Raw genomic sequence first — 20,362 nt, forward strand, 5'->3', positions numbered from 1 at the left:
ATGAAGCGTGCTTCCCTTCCCGTCGTGCTGCTGGCGATCCTGTCCGGCTGCGCCTCCGCAGACACCGCTCCCCCGCCGGTGGCCGGGGGGCCGATCTCCACCATGCCGCTGGGCACCTACACCTGCGAGATGGCAGGCGATGCGGGCGGACTGGTCGGCAGGCCGCTGCCGGAATACGAATTCCGCATCGTCAACGCATCGTCCTACAAGGCCGGCGGCATCAGGGGCAGCTACCTGCTGACCGGGCGCTACCTGACGATGACGGGCGGCAAGCTGAGGGGCCTGAAACTGCACCGGCTGGAAGACACCTTCCTGCGCAAGGTGGAGGCGGACGGCAGCGACGGGGAAATGCGCTGCGTGCGCAGTTCGCGCCGCTAGGCATTCTTCCGCCCTCACCCACTCTTCCCCGGCATTCTTCCTGAAGCGATGCAGCCTTTTTCCGGCTGGCTCATTGCTAGGCGCGATGGGGCGCATCGCCCACCGGAGGACACCAATGCCAGCAAGTGCGCCAGCCATGGTCAAAGTGGGCATACTCAACGATATGGCGGACCTGGGGGCGGATCTGGGAGCAGATCCGGTGACCGATGCCCCCGGCCCGGACCTTTGCGCACCGATGCCCGGAGATCTTTCCGGCTGGATCGAGCGCGAAGTCGCGACGGTACGCGCTGCCGGGCGGCTGAATGCCGAAGTCGAATTCATCCATGCCTATGCGCTGGGCCTGCCATCTGGCACGGCCGAAGCGGTGGAGCAGGCCTATCGCCAGCTTGCGGATGCCGGCGCAGCGCTGATCGTGGGGCCTGCCATCGGCGACAATGCGCTGGTGGTCACGCCGCTGGCGGAACAATGGCGCATACCCACGATCAACTGGGCCGCTGCCGAACGCGCGCGCGGGCGCTGGATGTTCCAGCATCAGGGCGGCAGCCACGAGGACGAATCGCTCGTTATCGCGCGGCACATGGCGCGGCTGGGCCTGCGCCGGCTGGCCGTGGCTTACGACCTGTCGCCGGTGGGTACGCGCCAGTTGAAGTACCTGGAATGCGAAGCGCGGGTTCTTGGTGTAGAGATTTCCGCGCGCGAGGGGCTTTCCCCGCTGGCGGAGACCGTCGATTCGACGATTGGCGCACTATTGGCGGGCGAACCGGACGGCTTCGTCTATCTCGGCAGCGGACAATCCGCCCCACCGATCGCCCGCGCGCTGGACTGCGCAGGATGGCAAGGCCCGCGCATCATGAACATGGCGGGCCTGCGCGGCTACGAGGGAGACTTCGCCCGCGCCTGCGACGGCTGGTTCTACGTGGACATGCATTCGGACGGCAACACCACGCTGAAGGCGGTCATGGCCTCGTTCCAGGCACCGTTGCGACAGGCGCTGGCGGTTGCCAAGGGCCACGACATCGGTCGTCTGGTGGCAGAAGGACTGGCCCGCGCCGCAGACTTCACCCGCGAAGGCGTGCGCGTCGGGCTGGAGCAGGTGAAATGGCTGCCCGCCGCAGAGGGGCACGAAGGCACCCTCCTCGGCTTCGGCGTGCATGACCGGGGCGCCCTGCACGGGCGCTATCTGGTGATGCGCCAGTGGCTGGGCGGCGAAACGCGCGAAGTGGCCTAAACTTACGCGCCGACCAGCCCGCGAATCGCGCTTTCGAACAAGCCGCGGCCGTCCGTGCCGCCGTGGGTGGCTTCGACTGCGCGTTCCGGGTGCGGCATCATGCCCAGCACATTGCACGCATCGTTCAGCACGCCGGCAATGGCGCGGGCCGAACCGTTGACGTCCTCGGCGTAGCGGAAAGCCACGCGGCCTTCGCCTTCAAGCCGGTTCAGCGTGTCTTCGTCGGCAAAGTAGTTGCCGTCGTGGTGCGCCACGGGGATGCGGATCACCTGCCCGGCTTCATAGCCCGACGTGAACAGCGACTGCGCATTCGCCACTTCCAGCCCGACTTCGCGGCATACGAAGTTCAGCCCGGCATTGCGCAGCAGCGCGCCCGGCAGCAGGCCGCTTTCGGTCAGCACCTGAAAACCGTTGCACACGCCCAGAACCGGCACGCCGCGTTCGGCAGCGGCAATCACCGCCTGCATGATCGGCGAACGCGAGGCGATGGCCCCGCAGCGCAGGTAGTCGCCGTAGGAAAACCCGCCCGGTACCGCGATGAAGTCCAGACCCTGCGGCAGGTCGCTGTCGCCATGCCAAACGCGATGCGGCGCGGTGCCCGAAACCTTCTCCAGCGCCACCGCCATGTCGCGGTCGCAGTTCGATCCGGGGAAGGTGATGACGGCGGAGTTGAAGGGCATCAGGCGGCCACCTTCTCGATGCGATAGTTCTCGATCACCATGTTCGCCAGCAGCTTGCGGCACATGTCGTCCAGCGCCTCGTCGGAAACGCTCTCCGCCACGTCCAGCTCGAACAGGCGACCGGCACGCACGTCGTTGACGCCGGAAAAGCCGAGCCCTTCTAGCGAGTGATGGATTGCACGGCCCTGCGGATCGAGGACACCGGGCTTGAGGCTGACGTGGACGCGGACTTTCATCGGACGGGCCTTTCGCTTCGATCGCGGGCGGATTCGCCAGGGAGCTTCGTTGGCAGCGCCTATGACGTTTCCATGGCTCCGGGGCAAGGTTGAACGCATGGCATCCTCGACGCAGTGGCACGGACCGCCTGTTTTCGTGCGCCGATCTGGCGGCAATCGCCATTGACGCATCCGGCAGCGGCGGGCAGCCTTGGCGGGCGAGCATGTCAAGGGGACCGCATTGTATTCCGAAGACGACCTGCAATCCGCCGTCGGCGCCGGTGCCATCAGCGCCGAGGCGGCGGATGCCCTGCGCGCGCACGTCGCATCGTCGCGCCCCGCACCTATGGCGGACGAAGAGAACATCCGCCTCGTCACCAGCTTCAACGACATCTTCGTTGGCATCGCCTGCCTGCTGGTGATCTTCTCCGGCCTCTATGCCGGGGGAGCCAGCGACCAGCGGTGGTGGGCGGGCGGCCTGCTCATCGCCATAGCCAGCTGGCTGATGGCAGAGATGTTCACCCGCAAGCGGCGCATGGCACTGCCATCCATCATCGTGCTGGTATCGTTCGTGGTGGGCCTGGGGCTGTTCTCGGGCGCACTTGCGGCGAACGCCCTGCCACCCCACGCCGAAACTCAGTATTACTACGTGCAGGAACAGCGCCATACCTGGCAGCTGATGCAGCGCTATCCCTGGGAAGACGCGGTCATCGCGTTGAGCGCCGCGATTGCTGCGGGGATCGGGGCTGTGTTGCACTGGCTGCGGTTCCGCGTGGCGATCACCATCGCCGCCGGCACGGGCGCACTGGTATTGCTGCTGCTGTCAGCCCTGGCATGGGCCACGGGAGAACCGCTGAAGGCCAACCCCGTCCTGGCGCCCGCCGCCTTCGCCTGCGGGCTGGCGGTGTTTGCCTTTGCCATGCGCTGGGACTTGTCTGATCGGGAACGCCGCACCCAGCGCGCCGACATCGCGTTCTGGCTGCACCTGCTGGCCGCGCCCCTGATCGCGCACTCGCTGTTCTACTGGCTGGGCGTACTGGACGGCAACGACGTCACCCCCGCCCACGCCGCAGGCGTGCTGGCGACCTATGCGGTGTTCGCGCTGGTCGCCCTGCTGGTGGACCGCCGCGCCCTCCTCGTCTCCGCCCTCATCTACGTGCTGGCGTCTCTGAACGGCCTGCTTCGTAATGCAGGCGCGATCGAGATGAACCTTGCCATCTCCACCCTGTTCGTGGGCGTGGCGCTTCTCGCGTTGTCAGTATTCTGGGCCCCGCTACGACGCACGTTCCTGAAGCTGACCCCCGCGTCATGGCAGGCCCGCCTGCCCGCTGCGGCGTGAAACCCGAGCCTAGTCCTCCACCACCTTCAGCAGCTTGCGCTCCAGCGGGCTGAGGACGTTGGAGAGGTCTTGGCCGCGCTTAAGCACCTGGCCGACTTCGCCGAAAAGCGTCCACATGCCCTGCTTTGCGCGCAGGGCGGGACGCTTTTCGATGCGGGCCTGCGGGCGCTCGGCAGCGCGGCGGAAGGCGCTGAAGCTGGCGGCTTCGCGCGCAAAGTCCATCGCATAATCGCGCCATAGCCCCGCCGCGACCATGCGGCCGTAGAGATCGAGGATGCGTTGCAATTCCAGCCGGTCGAAACCGACCTGCGACGGTGTCTGCGCGCCGAAAGCACCGGGAAAGGGGACTACGCTGCCCGAAACTGGGCTGCCCGAAACTGGCCCGCCTGCCGCCATTCAGCCGGTCACCACCGCTCGTTCTCACGGGCGGCGTGCTGGCGATCTGCCATCAGTTCCTCCACCTGCGCACGCAGGAGGGCGACCTGCTGTTCCAGATCTTCCACGCGCTGGCCGCCGCCGGTGGGCTCGCAAGGTTCCTTGCAGGGAGTGCCGTAGGGCATGAATTCCTTGGCCCAGGTCTCTGCCTTGACCAGCGTAGAGCGGGCCTTGAGGCCGATCATCGTCGCGCCTTCGGGCACGTCTTCGGTCACCACGGCACTGGCGCCGATTCGTGCCCGGCGGCCGATGGTGACCGGCCCAATGATCTGTGCGCCCGAACCAACGATGACGTTGTCTTCCAAGGTGGGGTGCCGCTTGCCGCCGACCCCATTCGTGGGGTTGGACCCGCCAAGCGTCACGCACTGGTAGATCGTCACGTTGTTACCAATGACGGCAGTTTCGCCAATGACGGTGAAGCCGTGGTCGATGAAGAAGTTCTTCCCGATTTTTGCGCCCGGATGAATGTCGATCGCGGTCAGGAAGCGGGAGAAGTGATTCACTACGCGGGCCAGCAGGAACAGGTCCGCTTCGAACAGCGCGTGCGCGATGCGGTGCCAGAACACGGCCCACAAACCGGGGTAGAGCAGCACTTCCCAGCGCGAACGCGGGGCAGGATCGCGCGCGACGACAGAATCCAGGTAGCGGATGATATTACCCAGCATTTCCGGAAACTCCCATCATTCACTCCGCTTTGCAACTTTATTGCCGCAAAGGCACCCTCACGTTTTTACCGGACTCAAGCCGAAGTCAGCCAAGCCTCAGCCAGCGCCGCCCCTAGTCTCTTCCAGCGCATCGCGCCAGATGGCCATCGTGGGGGCCGATTTGCGCTCCAGACTGAGCCGGTCGACCGCGGCGATCACCCGTTCGACGCCCACATGGCTACGGGTACAACGTCCCGCAAGGTATTGCGTTGCAGAATGGTCAAGCGCGAGCCCGCGCATTTCGGCATGCACTTCCATCAGGGCAAGCAGCATCGCATCGTCCGGCGCGCCGATGGCGATGTTGAGCGCCGCCCCCAGCCGCGAGGCCAGATCGGGAAGCTTTACCCGCCAGACGGTGCTTTCGTCTGCGCCCGCATCGGCGGGAACGGAGCCCGGCGCAAAGGGCCGGTCCGCCACGATCAGCAGCGGCCTTGCTCGCTCCTGCGCGCGGTTCCAGCGATGGAACAGTTCGTCCTCCGCCACCGTATGCGCATCGTCCACCGCATCGCCCGCACCCGATTCGACGAACCAGCGCGCCAGCAGCGACTTGCCGGAGCGCCGGGGGCCGGACAGAATGGCGGTGCGGAAAGGCCACTTGCCCGGCTCCATCAGCGCGTCGATGGCAGCCGCGTTCGCGTCTCCGACGACAATGCGTGGCGGACTGTCGCTCGCGGCGGACAGCGGAAGGGCGATCTGTCGCATGGCAAGGAACCTAGCGGCTGATCCTGAGCGAGGCGCCCCCGCCGGAAACCTTCCAGCCCTGCCCGCGCAGCGCAGCGCCCAGACGGTCGCCCCCGCCCGCCACGTTGACGCGCATCATCGACGTGCCGCCGATCGCCAGACTGACGGTGGCTGCCCCCTGTACGCCGGGAACCCCGCGCACCGCCGCCAGCGCGGCATCCACCGCAGCGGCATCGGGCGTGGCGAACTGCACGGTGACGACTTCGACCGGCGCTCCGGATACGTCCTCTGTGCGAATCACCGGCGGCGCCGCCGGCGCCACGATCACCGGCGCTTCACCTTTGGGCATCAGCTTCTCGCGCAGTTCGGCAAAGGCGCGGTCCAGCGCTTCGCCGCCGGCGTTGATAGAGGGGTCTGGGCGCAGCTCACCGGTGGCCAGTGCATCACGATAGAGGCCGTCGATTCGGGTCACCGCCTGCTCGAGTATACGCGGCAGATCCTGCTCGCTGGCGGCGTCCATGGTGAAGGTGCCCAGAACCTTGCTGTCCGGGCCATAACGCGCCGTAAACGTGCCCTTGATGGGGCCGCCCGGCCACTGCCGTTCCAGCCGCGCTACCGGCACTACCACGTCGGAGGCATCGAACTGCCCCAGCACCGTGCGCCACCACAGGCGGCTGCGGCGCGAGGTCTGCCCCGCCGTCAGGATGAGCGATTCGCCGCCTGAACCGGTCGGACGCACGTAATCGACCGGGCTGGCCGCCGCCTGGAATTCCGCCCAGGCACGCTGCCATGGACCGCGCACTTCAAAGACCTGCCGCACGCCGCCCGAATCGAGCACGGGAATCAGCAGCAGCGGCGCCGAGCGCGGACCCGTGCCCGCTCCTGCGCCGACATATTGCCCGGCCTTCGCCTTGTCGAAGATGATGCCCAGCGTTGCGATGTAGCGTTTCGGGCCGATCTGTTCGTGCCCGATCACCACCGAGGTGACCATGGCGTCGATCGATTCGACGGGCATGTCAGGGCCGCCAAGCTTCTTCCAGGCTTCCTTTTCCGCCTGCTTCCAGCCCGCGATGCGCGCTTCGGCGCCGGTCTTTGCGGTGACGTCAACGCTGATGCCGTTGACCTGAATGTCCTGCGAATTGGCCAGCGGAGCGATGCCGCGATCGCCCTCGATCTGGGCCAGAAGCTGCACGCCGGTGATGCCGGCAACGGCCAGCGCGGCCGCGCCGCCCCACCAGAGGACGGCCTTCGAAGCAGCGCCCTTGCGCGCCACTTTCGGACGGGAGGCCAGCAGGCTCTTGGGGAAAATCGTGATCGCCATGTCGAAACCGGGGGCCTTGTGCCCAATCGAAGATGGAAATCCAAGTCACAAAGCGCTAGGCGCGCCCACATGTCCGACGATAACTCCCAGAAGAGCTACAGCTACGAGCAGGCCGGCGTCTCGATCGCGGCCGGTAACGCACTGGTCAAGGCCATTGCCCCGCTCGCGAAATCCACCGCGCGTCCGGGCGCCGATGCGGAACTGGGGGGCTTCGGTGGCTTCTTCGATCCGCGCGCGGCGGGTTACAAGGATCCGCTGCTGGTCGCCGCGAACGACGGGGTCGGCACCAAGGTGAAGCTGGCCATCGACCACGATCGGCACGACCATATCGGCATCGACCTTGTCGCCATGTGCGTGAACGACCTGATCGTGCAGGGCGCCGAACCGCTGTTCTTCCTGGACTATTTCGCCACCGGCAAGCTTGAGAACGGCGTTGCGGAACGCGTGGTGGCGGGCATCGCGGAAGGTTGCAAGATTTCCGGCTGCGCCCTCATTGGCGGCGAGACTGCGGAAATGCCGGGCATGTATGCCGCGGGCGACTACGATCTCGCCGGCTTCTGCGTCGGCGCGGTGGAACGCGGTGAGCAACTGACAGGCGATAAGGTTGCGGCAGGCGACGTGCTGCTGGGCCTTGCATCGTCAGGCGTACATTCCAACGGCTATTCGCTGGTGCGCCGCCTGGCCGAGGACAAGGGCTGGAAGCTGAACCGCCCCGCCCTGTTCGATGCCGACACGCTGCTGATCGACGCTCTGATCGCGCCGACCCGCATCTACGTGAAGAGCCTGCTGCCGTTCATCCGTGCCGGGCGTATCCATGCCCTTGCGCACATCACCGGGGGCGGTCTGCTGGAAAACATTCCCCGCGTGCTGCCCAAGGGCCTGCATGCCCGCATCGATGCCGATGCATGGCCGCAGCCGCGTCTGATGGCGTTCCTGCAGGCGCAAGGCAACATCGAGCCGGGTGAAATGGCGCGCACCTTCAACTGCGGCATCGGCATGGTGCTGGCCGTCGCGGCGGACGAAGCCGAATCGCTCAAGGTCGAACTCGAAGCTGCTGGCGAAACCGTCTTCACCATCGGCATGATCGAGGCGGGCGAAAAGGGCTGCACCGTGGCCGGCTCGGCAGAGGTATGGTCCGCCCGCGCGCCGTGGGAAGCCGTCCACCTTGGCTGAGAGGGCCAAAGTCGCCGTCCTGATTTCGGGCAGCGGCACCAACATGGCCGCGCTGCTCTATGCCAGCCGCGCGGCAGACTGCCCTTACGAGATCGTGCTGGTCGCCGCCAACGATCCCGAAGCCAAGGGGCTGCGCCTTGCCGAGGCCGAAGGCGTGAAAACCTTTGCGCTCAGCCACAAGGGCATGAAGCGCGCCGAGCACGACGCCGCGATGGACGCGGCGATTCGTGCAAGCGGCGCGCAGTGGGTGGCGCTGGCCGGCTACATGCGGATCCTGACCACAGGGTTCGTCGCCGGGTGGGAGGGCCGAATGGTCAACATTCACCCGTCCCTGCTGCCCAAATACACAGGCCTGCACACGCATGAGCGCGCGATCGAGGCGGGCGACAGCCATGGCGGCGTCTCCGTCCACCTCGTCACCGCGGAACTGGACGACGGCCCGATACTGGGCCAGACGCCGGTGGCGATCCTGCCGGGCGACAGCGCCGATGACCTTGCAGCCCGCGTCCTGATCGCCGAACACCAACTCTATTCCCGCTGCCTTGCCGCGCTGGTCACGCGCGAAACCAGTGCCGAGTGGCTGCTGGAGCAGGTCCGCGAACGCGCCCTGGCTCTGCCCGAAAGCGACGAGACGGTCAGCCACGGCATGGCCTGCTTCGGCATCGTGAAGGGCAAGAAATTCGCCTACTTCAACGGTAATCATCACGGGGACGGGCGCAAGGCCCTGCTGGTCAAGATCAGCGGGCTGGACGAACAGGCCATGCGGATCGAACAGGAGGCGGACCGCTACTTCCGCCCCGCCTACTTCGGCGACGGCTGGCTGGGCGTCCGTCTCGACCTTGGCGATACCGACTGGGACGCGGTGGCCGAATGGCTTTCACGGTCGTGGCGCGCGGTGGCGCCGAAGAAGCTGGCTGCGCTGATGAATGCCGCCGACGCGTTCTAGACGCGGGTATTCGGGCGCAGGGCCGTTCGTCGTTCCGGCACCGGCCAAGCCCGCTCAGTCAAGCAAACCACGCAGCAGTTCCATCGCGCTGTGACGGGTGAGGCGCTGAGGCACCTGAACGATCGGCACCGCGCTGCCCTGCGCCAGTTCAGCCACGTCGATGGCTTCGCGCAGCATGATCCCGCAGCGGTCAGGGGCGCGCCATCGCACCTGACCGCGAAGAATATGGTCGCCGATTTCCAGATCCACTACGGTGCCGCGTACAGGAGGCTGCGGCACCATCGCCAGCACACCCCGCGACGAGGCATTGGCGATGGTGGCCTCAAGTACGCGGCTACCTGCGCGCATGGTTGCCTTTACCGCCACCCTCGTGCGCGGCTCCATCCGCTGCCGGTGAATGAACATGCCCGCCGTCCCCTGCAAGACTCTGCCGGCATGATCCCGCGTGAATGCCTAAGATGAGGTTAAACCGCAGGCTACCGCCCCTCAGGCCGTCTTCTTCTTCTTCAGGCGCCAGGCATGCAGCAGCGGTTCGGTATAGCCGTTGGGCTGCTCCGCGCCCCTGAACACCAGATCGCAGGCCGCCTGAAAGGCCATGCTGGTGTCCCAGTTGCCGGCCATCGGCTCATAAAGCGGGTCGTCCGCGTTCTGCGCATCGACCTTGGCCGCCATGCGCCGCAGCGAATCCATGACCTGCTCTGCCGAACAGACGCCATGCAGCAGCCAGTTCGCCATGTGCTGGCTGGAGATACGCAGGGTTGCGCGGTCTTCCATCAGGCCGACATCGTCGATATCGGGCACCTTGGAACAGCCCACGCCCTGGTCGATCCACCGCACGACATAGCCGAGCAGCCCTTGGGCATTGTTGTCGAGTTCGTCGCGCACTTCATCCTCTGACCAGTTGGTGCCTTCGGCCAGCGGGACCAAGAGCAGCTGATCGAGGCCGGGTATCTCCTCCTTGCCAATTGCGCCCCTCAGGCCGAAGACGTCGATCTGGTGGTAATGCGTGGCATGAAGTGTGGCGGCAGTGGGCGACGGCACCCAGGCGGTGTTGGCGCCCGTGCGGGGATGGCCGATCTTCTGGTCCATCATGTCGCGCATCCGATCGGGCGCCGCCCACATGCCCTTGCCGATCTGCGCGATGCCGGACAGGCCATGGCGCAGGCCGATGGCGACATTGCGCTTTTCGTAGGCGGCGATCCATGCGGCCCCCTTGATCGCGGCCTTGCGGATGATCGGCCCCGCGCGCATCGAGGTGTGGATTTCGTCTCCGGTGCGGTCGAGGAAGCCGGTGTTGATGAAGACGATCCGGTCCTTCACCGCGTGGATGCAGGCCCCCAGATTGGCCGACGTGCGCCGCTCCTCGTCCATGACGCCGACCTTGATCGTATGGCGCGGCAGCCCCAGCAGATCCTCCACCGCGTTGAACAAGGCATCGGTGAAGGCGCATTCCTCAGGCCCGTGCATCTTGGGCTTGACGATGTAGATGCTGCGGCCTGCCGACCGGCTGTTGCCATAGCGGGTCAGCCCCTTGACGTCCTGCGCGGAAATGGCGCTGGTGATGACGGCGTCGAGGATCCCTTCCGGGATTTCCGACCCGTCCGGCAGCAGGATCGCCGGGTTGGTCATCAGATGGCCCACGTTGCGCACGAAAAGCAGCGAGCGGCCCGGCAGCGCGATCTCGCTGCCATCGGGCAAGGCAACGCGCTTGTCGTCCGCCAGTTCGCGCGTCAGCGTGCGACCGCCCTTGGTGAAGGTTTCCTGCAAATCGCCGTGAATGACGCCCAGCCAGTTGGTGTAGGCGGCAATCTTGTCCATCGCATCGACGGCGGCGACCGAATCTTCCAGATCGACGATGGTGGTCAGCGCTGCTTCAAGGACGATGTCGGCAATGCTCGCCTTGTCGGTGCTGCCCACCTCGCTTGCCGGATCGACGACGATCTCGATGTGAAGGCCGTTGTTGCGGAACAACAGCCCGGCATCGGTCGTGCCGACGAACTGCGACGGATCAGCGAGTTCGGCAGCGGCCACCTGGTCCACATCGCGCCACGATCCGGCCTTCAGCGGCAGCGCCCGGTCCAGGAACGCGCGACCTGCTGCCACGACCGCCGCGCCGCGCGCAGGATCGTAGCCGCCACCCTGCGCCGGGGCGGCATCTAGCGCGTCGGTGCCGTACCACGCATCGTAGAGGCTGCCCCAGCGGGCATTGGCCGCATTGAGAAGGAAACGCGCGTTCAGCACCGGAACGACAAGCTGCGGCCCCGCCATCGTCGCGATTTCCGCATCGACGCCGGTAGTACCGATGATGAACGCTCCGGGTTCGGGGACCAGATAGCCGATCTCGCGCAGGAACGCATGGTATTCGGTCTGGTCCAGCGGCTTGCCTGCCCGTTCACCATGCCATGCGTCGATCTGCGACTGGAGCGAATCGCGCTTTTCCAGAAGCACCCGGTTGCGCGGAGCGAACGTCGCCACCAGCGCTGCAAAGCCCTGCCAGAAGCCCCCGGCGTCCTGTCCGATGGCGGGCAGAACCTGCCCCTCCACGAACGACGCCAGCCGGGCATCGACCTGCAGCCCCGAACGATCAATCCTGTCAGTCATTGCCTTCCTCGCGGTGGTTCGAACGCGCCCATCATGCATGGCGCATCCGCATCTGAAACCAGTTTGTCCCGGGGAAGGATGTGAAAGGTATGACGCAAGCCTGTACGATTGGCAACCGCAGCCAGACCGTCACGCCAAATCGACCGGTCACGAAATGGCACAAGGGTTTTGGCGGACTTTCTTAACCGTCGAAAACCCTTACATTGAAGGCAATGTTAAGCATCAGGATAGGCGGAAATCAGGGACTGGCACGAACGTTGCTGAACCTGTGACCGCTGGTAAAGGGATGACAATGCTCCGCAAAATCGGTCGCTTGTTCGTAATCAAGAGCAACTGGGAAGCGTACATGGTCATCTACGCTCTGGCACTTGGCGCGATCGAGCGCGGCAGCGTCTACCTTACGCGATTTCCGGGATTCGGAGGCAAGCTGCTGTTTCTGGCCTGCACCGGTGCCGTGTTCATGGGCGGCGCCAAAATCCTTGACTGCATCAAGTACGAGAAAGCTGCCCTGCTGGCAAAGGTCGAGCAGGCGCCCGATCAGGATATGGAACCTGAACGCAAGGCCGCGTGACACGAAAAAGGAAGGTGGGACGATTCTGTTGACAGGCTCGTCCCCAGCCCCTGGAATCCGCTTCTGTTACCCGGTGGGTCCAACCGTGTTCTAACTTTGTAACTTCAGGGCGTTAGCCCCTAGAATTACGCCGCGAGAGCAAGTGCTTCGTTGTCGTTGGCACTTATGAGTTTTGAGCCTTGAACGGGTTACTCAGCCCGGAAGAAAACACCGCTTTTCAACACACGTCGATCCTAGTTCGGCCCCGTCATCACCCCTGCGACAACAGGGTTGTTTCCGCGAGGAAACGGGTGATGGTGGAGCCGCCGGGTACCGCCCCCGGGTCCGCTGCGTCTATTGCACGGGGCAATTTATCCTCATAGCCGACCGAGGCCGGCAGGAGCCCATATAGGCGCTCCTGCCTGAATGTGAAGTGAAAGCATGTCTTTGGGCGATCAGGCCTTCGGCTTGCGCAGTTCCTCAAGGATTTCCTTGAGCGCGACCAGTTGCGGATCCACCGTCGCTTCGGGGGCCGGAGCGGCTGCCGCAGCCTCCGCTTCCTGCTTGCGCACCGAATCGATCATCTTGTTGACCGAACGGACCAGCAGGAACAGCACGAAGGCGATGATGAGGAAGTTGACCACCTGCGTCACGAATTCGCCGTAGCCGATCATCGGCACGCCCGCCGCTTTCAGCGCGGCATAGTCCGTCAGGCTGCCCTTATAATCCGCCGGCGCCTCGCCCAGCTGGAAGAAATATTTCGAGAAATCGATGCTGCCGAACAGCCAGCCGATCACCGGCATGATCATGTTCTCGTTCAGCGAGGACACGATCTTGCCGAATGCGGCGCCGATCATCACACCCACCGCCAGGTCGAGCACGTTGCCGCGTGCAATGAACTTCTTGAATTCGTCTACGATTGCCATGCGCCTGGTTCCCCTTCTGCCGGCTGTGGAAAGCTGCCCGAGTGCCGATTGGCACATGTGCTGTTTGACACACTCGGCGCGGGCTCTCAAACGATTGTTAACCCTGCGTGTTTCCACCCATGCCCTTGCAGCATCCTTGATCCGACATGATGGCGCGCTATCTATCGCGTGGAAGCCATCGGTTCAGCCCGGTGCGCAGTGGAGGAAAGACGCCGATGTCGCTCATCAATGCTCGCAGGTTGAAGACCGGTCTGGTGCTGGGTGCAGCCCTGTCGCTCAGCGCGTGCGGTTTCAACTCGGTGCCGACCAAGCAGGAAGCCGCCAAGGCCAAGTGGGCCGACGTCGAGGCTGCCTTTCAGGAGCGTTCGAACCTCGTCCCCAACCTTGCCGCCGTCGCCAAGGGCGCAGCCGAGCAGGAGAAGTCGATCCTTGTCGGCGTGACCGAGGCGCGCGCCAAGGCGACTTCAGTGCAGATCAGCGCGAACGATCTGGGCGACCCCAAGAAGATGGAGCAGTTCCAGCAGGCGCAGGCCAACCTTGGCGCCGGCATAGGCCGCCTCCTTGCCAGCGTCGAGGCATATCCGGAGGTCAAGTCAAACGCCAACTACCAGATGCTGCAGAGCCAGCTTGAGGGGCAGGAAAACCGCATCCGCGTGGCGATCCGCGACTACAACGGCGCGGTGCAGAGCTATAACACCGAAGTGCGCACCTTCCCCTCGATGATCGGCGCACGCCTGCGCGGCGCGCAGCCGCTGGTGCCTTACAAGGCCGTGACGCCGGGCGCCGAAGCCGCCCCGAGCCTCGAAGGAAAGCTCTGATCCCGATGGCCCGCGTCCGGGCCGCATCGCTGGCCGCGCTTCTGGTCCTCGTCGCCCTTGTGTCAGGGACGCCGGGGGCCTGGGCGCAGACGTTCCCCAAGCTGACGGGGCGCGTCGTCGATGATGCGAACATCATCCCCGATGCCGAAGAAGCGCGTCTCACGCAGAAGCTGGCCGCGCTTGAGACGCAGTCGAGACGACAGCTGGTGGTGGCGACGGTCCCGGACCTGCAGGGGTACGAGATTTCAGACTACGGCTATCGTCTGGGCCGGGCCTGGGGCATCGGCCAGAAGGGCACGAACAACGGCGCGATCCTGATCGTCGCGCCCAAGGAGCGCAAGGTCCGTATCGAAGTCGGCTATGGCCTGGAAGGCACCCTGACCGACGGCCTCAGCTTCCTCATCATAAACAACGATATCCGACCTCGCTTCAAAGCCGGCGACTATGCCGGCGGCATCGAAGCCGGCACCGACGCGATCATCAGGCAGTTGACCCTGCCCCCGGACGAAGCGCGCAAGATCGCTGCCGAAGCCGACAAGGCCCGCAAGGATAGTGGCGATGATGTGCCGCTTGGCACCGTGATCTTCATCCTCTTCGTCATCTTCTTCTTCGTGCTGCCGATCATCCGCTCAGCCACTAAGGGTGGACGACGCGGGCGTTATGGCGGCATCGACACGCCGATAATCTGGTTCCCGCCCAGCTCGGGCGGCAGCAACTGGGGAGGCGGTAGCAGTTGGGGCGGCGGTGGCGGATCCGATGGCGGCGGCTTCTTTGGCGGCGGCGGCGATTTCGGCGGCGGCGGTGCAAGCGGGGACTGGTAGGCCATGGCAAGACCGACATATCTGACCCCGCAGGATCACGACCGCATTCGCGGCGCCGTGGCCGATGCCGAACTGCTGAGTTCCGGCGAGATCGTGACGATGCTGACCGATCGCTCGGACGGCTATACTGACGTCGCGCTAGCCTGGGCCGCGCTGGTGGCGTTCCTGGCGCTGTCGGTGCTGGCGATCGCGCCTGATTTCTATATGGGCCTTTACGATCGCCTGATCGCCGACTGGGGCCACGAGTGGTCGTCGCGCATGATCCTGTCGCTGGCGTTGGGGGTGGCGACGATCAAGTTCGCGGCGATGGTGCTGCTGCAACTGTGGCAGCCGCTCAAGTTCTTCCTGATTCCCGCCCCGATCCGCACCGCCCGCGTCCACGGGCAGGCCACCCGCGGCTTCCGAATGAGCGCGGAGCGGCGCACTACCGGGCGCACCGGCATCCTCATCTACCTTTCCATGCGCGAACACCGCGTGGAGATCCTTGCCGACGAAGCCATCGCCGCCAAGGTGGAACCCGGAGTCTGGGCCGATGCCATCGCCGCGATGCTGGCCGAACTGCGCGAAGGCCATACCGCCGACGCCATGATCGCCGGCGTGGGCAAGGTCGGCGCTATCCTGGCCCTGCACGTTCCGCGCCTGTCCGATGACGTCAACGAATTGCCCGATGGACTGATCGAACTATGACCTCCTCGCCTGCCGATGCCCCTCTGGCCGACCATTTCGATGCCGACCAGCCTGTGGAGACGATGTGGGAAGGCCGCTTCATCACCGCCAAAAAACAGGGCCGGTGGGAATACGTCAGCCGTTCACGCGGAATCCGTGCAGCCGTGATCCTGGCGGTCGATGCGCAGGATCACGTCATCCTCGTCGACCAGTACCGCGTGCCGCTGGGGCGGCGCTGCATCGAGCTGCCTGCCGGGCTTGTCGGCGATCATGCCGACAACATCGGCGAAGACGCGGCCGTTGCTGCAGCGCGCGAACTGGAAGAGGAAACCGGATACCGCGCCGGGCGCATGGAAAAGGTCGGCGAGTTCTTCTCCTCGCCCGGCATGGTGAGCGAAAGTTTCACCCTGTTCCGCGCCTATGATCTCACGCGCGTCGCTGACGGCGGCGGCGTGGACGGAGAGGACATCGTCGTGCTTCGCGTGCCCGTTGCCGGCATCGGAGCTGCCATCGCGGAGTGGCGTGCGCAGGGCTATGCGATGGACGTGAAGCTGCTGTCGCTGCTGGGGCCCGCCCTGCTTGATGCGGAATCCGACACCTGATCCGGACGCGCCCCGGCGTATGTGCGCGCAAGACGCGCTATGCCAGCGAGACGGCGGCGCTTGAGGTTGCTGCCCGCGCACCTTTCTCGCTGCGGCCCTACCGGTGCAGTCTGTGCCGCCAATATCACCTTACCAGCAGGACAAAGGGTATGAAATTGCCCGCGTTCGAGCAGGAAAGACGCCGTGATGCGGGAAAGGCGACTGACGCCTGATCAGGAAGCATTTAGCCTGGCTTCGATCGCTTCGATGCGGGCCTTCAGCGTTTCCACTTCACCGCGCGCGGTTGCGGCCAGTTCCTTCACCGCGTCGAATTCCTCGCGGCTGACGAAATCCATGTCGCCCATGAATTCCTTGGCCCGCTCCCGCGCGGCGTCGCGCGCTTCGCGGCCCATGCCGGCCAGGGTGCCGGCGGCGCTGTTCAACATCTTGGCGAAGTCGGCGACGAAGGGGTTTTCGCTTTGCATTCTGCCTAAATGGAGTGCCCCCGGCTGCCGCGCAAGGGGCTTTTCCGTTTCCGCGCGTCAGTCAGATATCGAAGCGCTGGACCGCGCCCGAATGCTGCACCCCGTCGAGCGTGGGATTGGCCTGAAGAAAGGCGAAGTTTAGGTACGTCGCAAAGACCAGCCACAGCACGTAAGGCACAAGCAGCGCCCCTGCCAACGGCCTGATGCGGGTGAACAGCACCGTCGTCAACAGCGCGGCAACCACCAGCACCGCGATCAGCACCAGCGCCGCGCTCATCCGGTGCAGGCCGAAGAACAGCGGCGACCACGCAAGGTTGAGCGCGAGCTGCACCAGGAACGCGGCCACGGCAGTCCCACGCCCCCGTGCGCCGCGCGCCGCCAGCACCATGGCCAGCGCCACGCCCATCATCACGTAAAGGATGGTCCAGACGATCCCGAACGTCACCGGCGGCGGAAAGACGGACGGCTTCACCAATGCATCGAACCAGGGATTGCCCGGCCCGCTGCCCGCCACCCTGCCCGAAAGAAAGCCCAGCGCCACGATCAGCGGCACGCAGACCAGCGCCCAGCGCATCAGGCTGGCCCTCAACTGAGCAGGCGAAGCTAGCAGTTTCATGCGCGCAAAAAGTCCCGAATCAGGAATTTACCCAAGGTGGCCGGGGTTGTGGTACGCGGCGGCGCCATGTGCAATCGCCAGCGCAGGGTCACGCGCCCCGGTGTGCCGAAACGAGAAACTCCACATTGCCTTCGGGCCCCTTGATCGGGCTTTCGACGATCCCCTGGATCGCCCAGCCGTTACCCTCCAGCCATTCGCGCACTTCATCGCAGACACGCGCGTGAAGCGTGGGATCGCGCACGACGCCGCCCTTGCCCACTTCGCTTCGCCCGACCTCGAACTGCGGCTTTATCAGCGCCACCAGCCGACATTCCGGCGCGGCAAGGCGCAAGGGGACTTCCAGAACTTTGGCAAGTCCGATGAAGCTGGCATCGCACACCACCCAGTTGCATGGCGCGTCTATCTGCGCAGGGGTAAGGATACGCGCGCTGGTCTGTTCCAGCACGGTCACGCGCGGATCGGTCCGCAGCTTCCAGGCAAGCTGGTTGGTGCCCGAATCGACTGCGAAGACGCGGGTCGCACCATGAGTGAGCAGGACGTCGGTGAAGCCGCCGGTGGAACTGCCGATGTCCATCGCCACCGCGCCGTTCGGGTCGAGGCCGAAATGCTCGATCGCATGCGCCAGCTTGATACCGCCGCGTGACACCCAGGGATGGTCGCGCCCGCGAACGTCAATCGCGGCGTCGGCTTTCACCGACTGGCCGGGCTTGGCGATCTTCGTTTCGCCTGAAAACACCAGTCCCGCCAGCACCAGCGCCTGGGCGCGCGTGCGGCTTTCCGCCAGCCCGCGATCGACCAGCAGCTGGTCGACCCGCACTTTGGCAGGTTTCTTTTCGATGGAACGGGGCGGAAGCGGGTCGGTCATGGGCAGGTACGCACTTGAGATGGGCCGCGCCTCATTCCATACCACGGGCATGAAGGCAAATCCGCGCAGCCGCACTGCTCCCGTTTCCGCTCTTTTCACCCTCGGTCTGGCCGCAACGGCAGTCCTGTCAGGCTGCGTACCCCCGCCGCCCGGCACGCCTTCGCCGACTCAGCAGCGCCCGGCGCCGAGTCCTATGCCGCGCCCTGCAACGCCGCCGCCCCGGCCCGCGCGCCCCGCAGCCGACTGGCGCGATGCTGCAGCCACTCCGGGAGACTGGTCCTATTCGGCAGGAGAGCGCGGGTCCGTCGCCAGCTTCGGCAGCGGGCTGTTCTCGGTACAGTGCAACCCCGGCAAGACCGGCGTGTCGCTGATCCGATCGGGGGTTGGCGTCTCTGGGCCAGTCGGCATGTCCATCACCACGTCGGCAGGCACGCGTGCGCTCAACGCTTCTGCCACGCCACGCGGCGCGGTAGTGACGCTGCAGCCCCGCGACGCCGTGCTGGATGCGATGGCGTTCAGCCGGGGGCGCTTCGCCGTCGCGATGACTGGCCAGCCAACGCTTTACGTGCCCAGCTGGACCGAAATCTCCCGCGTGATCGAAGACTGCCGCTGAAGGCGGTTCGAAGCGATTCTGCTGCTATGCATCGGCCCTCTGGCAGGCCGATCGGGCCGCACGTCACACCCCCGGAAACCGCCGTTTGCAAATCATCGCGCGGCTGGGGATAACTGGCCGGAAGCCTCGATCATGACGGCAAAAAATTTGTTTTCAAGACTTGTTGTGCACCGCGGAATATCCCACATTTTGGTTAGGACAGCGGGGCCTGGGATACGCGCCCGGGGGTTACCGAAGTCCAGCCGCTTCAGGGCGGCGCACTATGGCTCAACAGCGCGAAAGGAGGTGATCCGATGTCTCATGGTTCAGCAGAGAGGTCGGCAATTTCCGTCGTGAGGCATTATCGCTGACACACAGGCGATAAAGGCTTCGCTGGCGGCACTTCCCGGCCGCTGACCATGTGAAGGGCCGTACCGGGCGACCGGTGCGGCCCTTCTCACTTGCCAGCCACTCGCCGACCTGATTTGCCTCTCCAACCCTTTGTGCTAATAGTCTAAGGGCGAGTAGCAATATTGCTTTTCGATTGCGTCAGGCGAAATTTTCGGTCAACGGCGCAGTCCCGTTGCAGACTTGAGGAAGACGTTCGATGGCGACTCTCGCCGATGCCGGCCTGACTTTCACCACCCAAGCCCATCCTGCCCCCGTCAGCGCCGAGACGCGCGCCGCTGTATTGGCGAATCCGGGCTTCGGCACCAACTTCACCGACCACATGGTGACGATCGAGTGGACCGAGGGACAGGGCTGGCACGACGCGATCATCGGCCCTCGACAGCCGATTCCCCTCGATCCGGCGGCATCGGTCCTGCACTATGCACAGGAAATCTTCGAAGGTCTCAAGGCGTACAAGCAGGCGGACGGTTCCATCGCCCTGTTCCGTCCCGAGGCGAACGCCGCGCGGTTCAACCAGTCGGCGCAGCGACTGGCCATGCCGGAACTGCCCGAGGATGTCTTCGTCGAGGCTATCGAGAAGCTGGTGGCGCTGGATCGGGCGTGGATCCCCGAAGGCGAAGGCGCGTCGCTGTACCTGCGCCCCTTCATGATCGCGACCGAGGCTTTCCTGGGCGTCCGTCCGGCCAAGCAGTACAAGTTCATCGTCATCGCCAGCCCGGCGGGCAACTACTTCAAGTCGGGCGCACCGGCGGTCTCGATCTGGGTCTCGGATTACACCCGCGCCGCCCCCGGCGGCACCGGCGCGGCAAAGTGCGGCGGCAACTATGCCGCCAGCCTCGTACCACAGGCCGAAGCCATCGCGCGCGGTCATGATCAGGTCGTCTTCCTCGATGCCGCCGAGCACAAGTGGATCGAGGAATTGGGCGGCATGAACCTCTACTTCGCGTTCGAGGACGGTACCCTGCTGACCCCCGAACTGACCGGGACGATCCTACCCGGCATCACCCGCGACAGCCTGCTGCAGCTTGCCCGCGAAGAAGGCCTGACGGTAAAGGAAGGCCGCTATAGCCTGGACCAGTGGCGCGAGGATGCGACCTCCGGCAAGCTGGTGGAAACTTTCGCCTGCGGTACTGCTGCAGTCGTCACTCCGGTAGGCAAGGTTTCGGGCCGCGATGGCGAATTCATCATCGGTTCGGGCGGCCCCGGCCAACTCACCGGCAAGCTGAAGAACCGCCTCGTCTCGATCCAGCGCGGCGAAGCGCCGGACACTCACGGGTGGATCCGCAAGATCGGCTGATCGTTCCGCCAACCAAGGGGTGAGCGGGCGTTG

The 20,362-nt window shown here is 65.2% G+C and carries 24 protein-coding genes and 1 other RNA gene; 12 read left to right on the forward strand and 13 right to left on the reverse strand.

The window, feature by feature from the left end; translation table 11 throughout:
* The gene (locus tag GGR40_RS05100; protein WP_429275083.1) at positions 1-378 is read left to right on the forward strand and encodes a hypothetical protein; all 378 of its coding nucleotides are present in this window, start codon (positions 1-3) and stop codon (positions 376-378) included.
* Between the two features lie 136 nt (positions 379-514).
* A complete protein-coding gene (locus GGR40_RS05105; RefSeq protein WP_429275084.1) occupies positions 515-1,606 on the forward strand; it encodes an ABC transporter substrate-binding protein in 1,092 nt (363 codons plus the stop codon).
* A 2-nt stretch (positions 1,607-1,608) separates the two neighbouring features.
* Here the strand turns inward: GGR40_RS05105 and purQ are convergent, their stop codons facing one another.
* The gene (gene purQ, locus GGR40_RS05110) at positions 1,609-2,286 is read right to left on the reverse strand and encodes a phosphoribosylformylglycinamidine synthase subunit PurQ (RefSeq protein WP_429275085.1); all 678 of its coding nucleotides are present in this window, start codon (positions 2,284-2,286) and stop codon (positions 1,609-1,611) included.
* Positions 2,286-2,522 carry a phosphoribosylformylglycinamidine synthase subunit PurS gene (gene purS / locus GGR40_RS05115; protein WP_429275086.1) on the reverse strand — a complete coding sequence of 79 codons (237 nt, stop codon included), beginning with the start codon at positions 2,520-2,522 and terminating at the stop codon, positions 2,286-2,288. The genes purQ and purS overlap by 1 nt, the downstream gene beginning before the upstream one ends.
* 220 nt (positions 2,523-2,742) lie before the next feature.
* Here purS and GGR40_RS05120 point away from each other — a divergent pair, with 220 nt between their 5' ends.
* Positions 2,743-3,840, forward strand: coding sequence for a hypothetical protein (locus GGR40_RS05120; RefSeq protein ID WP_429275087.1), 1,098 nt, complete (start codon positions 2,743-2,745; stop codon positions 3,838-3,840).
* Between the two features lie 9 nt (positions 3,841-3,849).
* Here the strand turns inward: GGR40_RS05120 and GGR40_RS05125 are convergent, their stop codons facing one another.
* The 4 genes from GGR40_RS05125 to GGR40_RS05140 form a co-directional block, all read right to left on the reverse strand.
* On the reverse strand, positions 3,850-4,236 hold the full coding sequence (locus tag GGR40_RS05125) for a DUF2794 domain-containing protein (RefSeq protein WP_429275088.1): 387 nt from the start codon (positions 4,234-4,236) through the stop codon (positions 3,850-3,852).
* An 8-nt stretch (positions 4,237-4,244) separates the two neighbouring features.
* Positions 4,245-4,940, reverse strand: coding sequence for a serine O-acetyltransferase EpsC (gene epsC / locus GGR40_RS05130; RefSeq protein ID WP_429275089.1), 696 nt, complete (start codon positions 4,938-4,940; stop codon positions 4,245-4,247).
* Between the two features lie 96 nt (positions 4,941-5,036).
* Positions 5,037-5,681 carry a P-loop NTPase family protein gene (locus GGR40_RS05135; RefSeq protein ID WP_429275090.1) on the reverse strand — a complete coding sequence of 215 codons (645 nt, stop codon included), beginning with the start codon at positions 5,679-5,681 and terminating at the stop codon, positions 5,037-5,039.
* Between the two features lie 10 nt (positions 5,682-5,691).
* Positions 5,692-6,981 (reverse strand): heavy-metal-associated domain-containing protein, encoded by a 1,290-nt coding sequence (locus GGR40_RS05140; RefSeq protein WP_429275091.1) that lies wholly within the window; start codon positions 6,979-6,981, stop codon positions 5,692-5,694.
* A 69-nt stretch (positions 6,982-7,050) separates the two neighbouring features.
* Here GGR40_RS05140 and purM point away from each other — a divergent pair, with 69 nt between their 5' ends.
* Both purM and purN read left to right on the forward strand, forming a co-directional pair.
* Positions 7,051-8,154 carry a phosphoribosylformylglycinamidine cyclo-ligase gene (gene purM / locus GGR40_RS05145; RefSeq protein ID WP_429275092.1) on the forward strand — a complete coding sequence of 368 codons (1,104 nt, stop codon included), beginning with the start codon at positions 7,051-7,053 and terminating at the stop codon, positions 8,152-8,154.
* On the forward strand, positions 8,147-9,100 hold the full coding sequence (purN, locus tag GGR40_RS05150) for a phosphoribosylglycinamide formyltransferase (protein WP_429275093.1): 954 nt from the start codon (positions 8,147-8,149) through the stop codon (positions 9,098-9,100). The genes purM and purN overlap by 8 nt, the downstream gene beginning before the upstream one ends.
* A 54-nt stretch (positions 9,101-9,154) precedes the next feature.
* Here the strand turns inward: purN and GGR40_RS05155 are convergent, their stop codons facing one another.
* Positions 9,155-9,505, reverse strand: coding sequence for a PilZ domain-containing protein (locus GGR40_RS05155; protein WP_429275094.1), 351 nt, complete (start codon positions 9,503-9,505; stop codon positions 9,155-9,157).
* 81 nt (positions 9,506-9,586) lie between these two features.
* On the reverse strand, positions 9,587-11,701 hold the full coding sequence (locus tag GGR40_RS05160; RefSeq protein ID WP_429275095.1) for a malate synthase G: 2,115 nt from the start codon (positions 11,699-11,701) through the stop codon (positions 9,587-9,589).
* A 292-nt stretch (positions 11,702-11,993) separates the two neighbouring features.
* On the opposite strand from GGR40_RS05160, the gene GGR40_RS05165 reads away from it, so the two are divergent.
* Positions 11,994-12,272: a hypothetical protein gene (locus GGR40_RS05165; protein ID WP_429275227.1), complete on the forward strand. Its 279-nt coding sequence runs from the start codon at positions 11,994-11,996 to the stop codon at positions 12,270-12,272.
* 52 nt (positions 12,273-12,324) lie between these two features.
* Here GGR40_RS05165 and ssrA read toward each other — a convergent pair.
* Together ssrA and mscL are read right to left on the reverse strand one after the other, a co-directional pair.
* Positions 12,325-12,688: a transfer-messenger RNA gene (gene ssrA / locus GGR40_RS05170) on the reverse strand.
* 18 nt (positions 12,689-12,706) lie between these two features.
* On the reverse strand, positions 12,707-13,177 hold the full coding sequence (gene mscL, locus GGR40_RS05175) for a large conductance mechanosensitive channel protein MscL (RefSeq protein ID WP_429275096.1): 471 nt from the start codon (positions 13,175-13,177) through the stop codon (positions 12,707-12,709).
* A 215-nt stretch (positions 13,178-13,392) separates the two neighbouring features.
* Here mscL and GGR40_RS05180 point away from each other — a divergent pair, with 215 nt between their 5' ends.
* Genes GGR40_RS05180 through GGR40_RS05195 form a run of 4 tightly spaced genes read left to right on the forward strand, consistent with a single transcriptional unit; the run spans position 13,393 to position 16,084 of the window.
* Positions 13,393-13,995, forward strand: coding sequence for a LemA family protein (locus GGR40_RS05180; protein WP_429275097.1), 603 nt, complete (start codon positions 13,393-13,395; stop codon positions 13,993-13,995).
* Between the two features lie 5 nt (positions 13,996-14,000).
* Complete coding sequence (locus GGR40_RS05185) at positions 14,001-14,816, forward strand: TPM domain-containing protein (protein ID WP_429275098.1); 816 nt, start codon at positions 14,001-14,003, stop codon at positions 14,814-14,816.
* 3 nt (positions 14,817-14,819) lie between these two features.
* The gene (locus GGR40_RS05190) at positions 14,820-15,503 is read left to right on the forward strand and encodes a TPM domain-containing protein (RefSeq protein ID WP_429275099.1); all 684 of its coding nucleotides are present in this window, start codon (positions 14,820-14,822) and stop codon (positions 15,501-15,503) included.
* The gene (locus GGR40_RS05195) at positions 15,500-16,084 is read left to right on the forward strand and encodes an NUDIX hydrolase (protein WP_429275100.1); all 585 of its coding nucleotides are present in this window, start codon (positions 15,500-15,502) and stop codon (positions 16,082-16,084) included. Before GGR40_RS05190 ends, GGR40_RS05195 begins: the two co-directional genes overlap by 4 nt.
* Before the next feature lie 212 nt (positions 16,085-16,296).
* On the opposite strand, the gene GGR40_RS05200 is transcribed toward GGR40_RS05195, so the two are convergent.
* From GGR40_RS05200 to GGR40_RS05210, 3 genes are all read right to left on the reverse strand, one after another.
* Entirely contained in the window at positions 16,297-16,548 is a 252-nt protein-coding gene (locus GGR40_RS05200) for an accessory factor UbiK family protein (protein ID WP_429275101.1), read from the reverse strand.
* Between the two features lie 61 nt (positions 16,549-16,609).
* Entirely contained in the window at positions 16,610-17,164 is a 555-nt protein-coding gene (locus tag GGR40_RS05205; protein ID WP_429275102.1) for a TspO/MBR family protein, read from the reverse strand.
* A gap of 88 nt (positions 17,165-17,252) precedes the next feature.
* Positions 17,253-18,029 carry a TlyA family RNA methyltransferase gene (locus GGR40_RS05210; protein ID WP_429275103.1) on the reverse strand — a complete coding sequence of 259 codons (777 nt, stop codon included), beginning with the start codon at positions 18,027-18,029 and terminating at the stop codon, positions 17,253-17,255.
* 49 nt (positions 18,030-18,078) lie between these two features.
* On the opposite strand from GGR40_RS05210, the gene GGR40_RS05215 reads away from it, so the two are divergent.
* Positions 18,079-18,642 (forward strand): hypothetical protein, encoded by a 564-nt coding sequence (locus tag GGR40_RS05215; RefSeq protein ID WP_429275104.1) that lies wholly within the window; start codon positions 18,079-18,081, stop codon positions 18,640-18,642.
* A gap of 586 nt (positions 18,643-19,228) precedes the next feature.
* Complete coding sequence (locus GGR40_RS05220; RefSeq protein ID WP_429275105.1) at positions 19,229-20,329, forward strand: branched-chain amino acid aminotransferase; 1,101 nt, start codon at positions 19,229-19,231, stop codon at positions 20,327-20,329.
* Positions 20,330-20,362 lie beyond the last annotated feature (33 nt).

It is taken from the genome of Novosphingobium gossypii (genome assembly GCF_050433305.1).
Taxonomy (GTDB): Bacteria; Pseudomonadota; Alphaproteobacteria; order Sphingomonadales; family Sphingomonadaceae; genus Novosphingobium; species Novosphingobium gossypii.